This window comes from Streptomyces roseus (assembly GCF_001044425.1).
Lineage (GTDB): Bacteria > Actinomycetota > Actinomycetes > Streptomycetales > Streptomycetaceae > Streptomyces > Streptomyces roseus.
Window position 1 is genome coordinate 1 of sequence record NZ_LFML01000058.1, and the last position, 3,130, is coordinate 3,130.

Below are 3,130 nucleotides of genomic sequence, written 5' to 3' on the forward strand. Positions count from 1 at the left end.
TCCAGCGCCCGGTGGCCTCCTCGTACAGCCAGACGGACTCGCCGTCGATGACCAGGCCCGCCCGCAGCCCCCGGACGGCCCGCCGGAAGTCCTCCGCGCCGGAGCGGCCCGAGGCCAGGTCCGCGGCGGCCCGCCGGTAGCGCTCCAGGGCCTCGGCGGCGCCCGCGAGCAGCGCCGCCGGGTCCTCGGCGCGCGCCGACGGGCGGCCGCCCGCCGGGGCGGGCTCGGGTACGGGCACCAGCAGCCGCCCGTCCACCCAGGCGGACCAGCCGTTGGCGCACAGGATCTCCCCCCACTCCCCGCGCCGGGCCAGCAGTCGTACGGGCAGGAAGGGGTCCAGGGCGGTGGTGGGCCGGGATACGTCGGGCTCCTCCCAGGCGGGCAGCCCCTCCCGGGGGACCACATGGGTGGGGTGGAAGTCGGCGGGCCCGGCCGTGGCGGTCATCGGCGGCTACTTCCGCATGATCGCGGGCTCGTGGCGGCGCAGCAGCCGCAGGACCAGCACCCCGAACAGGACGGACAGGGCGACGAGCATCCCCATGTCCAGCAGCCACACCCCGGCGCTGTGCGCGAAGAGCGGGTCGTCGGTCAGCTTCCCGGGCACGATCGCGCCGAGGTCGATGGTGCCCGCCATGGCACCGAGCGCCCACCGGGAGGGCACCAGCCAGGCCAGCTGGCCGATCACCGGTACTCCGTCGAGCTGGAGCAGGGCCCCGCAGAACACCACCTGGACGATGGCGAGGAGGACCAGCAGCGGCATGGTGACCTCCTCCTTGCGGACCAGGGCGGAGACCAGCAGGCCCAGCATCATCGCGGTGAAGGACAGCAGGGCGACGGCAAGGGTGATTTCGACGAGGGGCGGCATGAAGACGCCCTTGCCGCCCGGAGCGTTGGTGTCGACCCCGTACAGGCCGACGAGCGTCAGCACCACGGCCTGGGCGACGGTGACGGCGCCGAGCACCAGCACCTTCGACATCAGGTAGGCGGATCTGGACAGGCCCACGGCCCGTTCCCGCTGGTAGATGACGCGCTCCTTGACCAGCTCGCGCACCGCGTTGGCGGCGCCGGTCAGCACGCCGCCCACGCACAGGATGAGCAGGGCGTTGATCGCGGTCTCCGCGGTGAGGGCGCTGCCGGCGAGGGCCCGGGCCATGGCGCCCATGACGAACGGCAGCGCGATCATGATCGCGAGGAACGTGCGGTCGGCGCTGAGCGCTGCCGCGTAGCGGCGCATCAGCGTGGACAGCTGGGAGCCCCAGCTCTGGGCCTTGGGCGGCGGGGCGGCGAAGTCCGCCGTCCCGGAGCGGTCCTCCTCCTGCCGGGGCTGGCGCGCGGCGTTGCGTACGTACGTGCGGTGCTGCGGGGAGGCGAGGTACTCCCCCGCCCAGTCCCGGTCCCGGTCGTTCTCGAAGGCTTCGAAGGCTTCCGGCCACTGGTCGAAGCCGAAGAAGGCGAGCGTCTTGGCGGGCGGCCCGAAGTACGCGACGCGCCCGCCCGGGGCGAGGACCAGCAGCCGGTCGCAGACGTCGAGGCTGAGCACGCTGTGGGTGACGACGATGACGGTACGGCCGTCGTCGGCGAGGCCGCGCAGCATGTGCATGACGGAGCGGTCCATGCCGGGGTCGAGCCCGGAGGTGGGTTCGTCCAGGAAGAGGAGGGACGGCTTCGTGAGCAGCTCCAGGGCGACGGAGACCCGTTTGCGCTGGCCGCCGGAGAGGCTGTGGATGGGCTGGTCGGCGCGCTGTCCGAGGCCGAGTTCGCCGATCACCTCGTCGACGCGGGCCTGGCGCTCGCCCGCGGCGGTGTCCTGGGGGAAGCGCAGTTCGGCGGCGTAGGTGAGGGCCCGGCGGACGGTGAGCTGGGCGTGCAGGATGTCGTCCTGGGGGACGAGGCCGATGCGGCTGCGCAGCTCGGCGTAGTCGCGGTAGAGGTCGCGGCCGTCGTAGAGGACGGTGCCGTGGTCGGCGGGGCGCAGTCCGGTGAGGGCCCCGAGGAGGGTGGACTTGCCGGCTCCGCTGGGGCCGACGACGGCGAGCAGGCATTTGGCGCCGACGGGGAAGGAAACGTGGTCGAGGAGGGTCTTGCGGCCGTGGTCGACGGCGACGGCGAGCTCCTGGACGTCGAGGGAGACCTCGCCGGTGTCCACGTACTCCTGGAGCTGGTCGCCGACGAGGCAGAGGGCGGTGTGGCCGATGCCGATGACGTCGCCCTCGGTGACGGGGGCGCGGTCGGTACGGGTGCCGTTGAGGAAGGTGCCGTTGTGGCTGCCGAGGTCGGCGATCTCGTACGTGCCGTCGGCGAGGGCGCGCAGTTCGGCGTGGTGGCGGGAGACGACGAGGTCGTCGATGACGAGGTCGTTGGCAGCGGCCCGGCCGATGCTCACGGCGGTCCGGTCGGGCAGCGGGCGCACGGTGGTGGGCCGGCGGAAGGTGCCGGTGAGGGCCGGGTGGGACACCGCCGACGGCCGGGCCTCGGCGGGCTCGGGCTCCGGGGCCGGGGCGGGGGTGGCCGGGGCGGAGGGCGCCGGGGCGGCCGGGGCCGGACCCAGCAGAAGGGCGCGCGGGCCGTCGGCGACGCTGCCGAAGCGCAGCTCACTGCCCGGGCCGACGTTCCACTCGTGGACGCGGTGGCCGTCGGCCCAGGTGCCGTTGGTGCTGTCCTCGTCCTCCACGATCCAGTGGTCGCCGTCGGGGCGCAGGAGGGCGTGGTGCCAGGAGACGCGGGCGTCGTCGAGGCACACCTCGCAAAGGGGGTCGCGGCCGACGTGGTAGGTCTTGTCCGGGACCATCGCGGTGGTACCGGCGTCGGTCTCCAGGACGAGCTCGGGCGCGGTCGGCACACCGGGGCGCTGGGCCATGGGCAAATTTTCCCACGATCCGTCCGGCTCGGCAGCGATCTGCATCACCGCAGGTCAGAGGCCTCTTATGGGTAATGACAACGGTCCCCGTTGCAGCCTTTGCCCATTGCGTCACGGTGCGCTTCACTTCACGCGTCGGAACCGAACACACGGGGGACGCCATGAGTGGGCACGACCACGCACACGACGACCACGGCCACGCCGCGGTCCGCGATCACGACGATCACGGCGGCCACGGCGGCCACGGCGGCCACGGCGGGCACAGCCACGGGG

At 73.5% G+C, this 3,130-nt stretch carries 2 protein-coding genes; both read right to left on the reverse strand.

What is annotated here, in order from left to right; genetic code table 11:
• Positions 1-445 (reverse strand): hypothetical protein (locus ACS04_RS15360; protein WP_048477164.1); only part of this gene is annotated, 445 nt, incomplete at its 3' end.
• 6 nt (positions 446-451) lie between these two features.
• Positions 452-2,857 carry an FHA domain-containing protein gene (locus tag ACS04_RS15365; protein WP_048477165.1) on the reverse strand — a complete coding sequence of 802 codons (2,406 nt, stop codon included), beginning with the start codon at positions 2,855-2,857 and terminating at the stop codon, positions 452-454.
• Between the last annotated feature and the right edge of the window lie 273 nt (positions 2,858-3,130).

Coding starts and splice junctions, on each gene's coding strand:
- ACS04_RS15365 (WP_048477165.1), bottom strand. CDS start 2,857: ATGGCCCAGCGCCCCGGTGTGCCGACCGCGCCCGAGCTCGTCCTGGAG.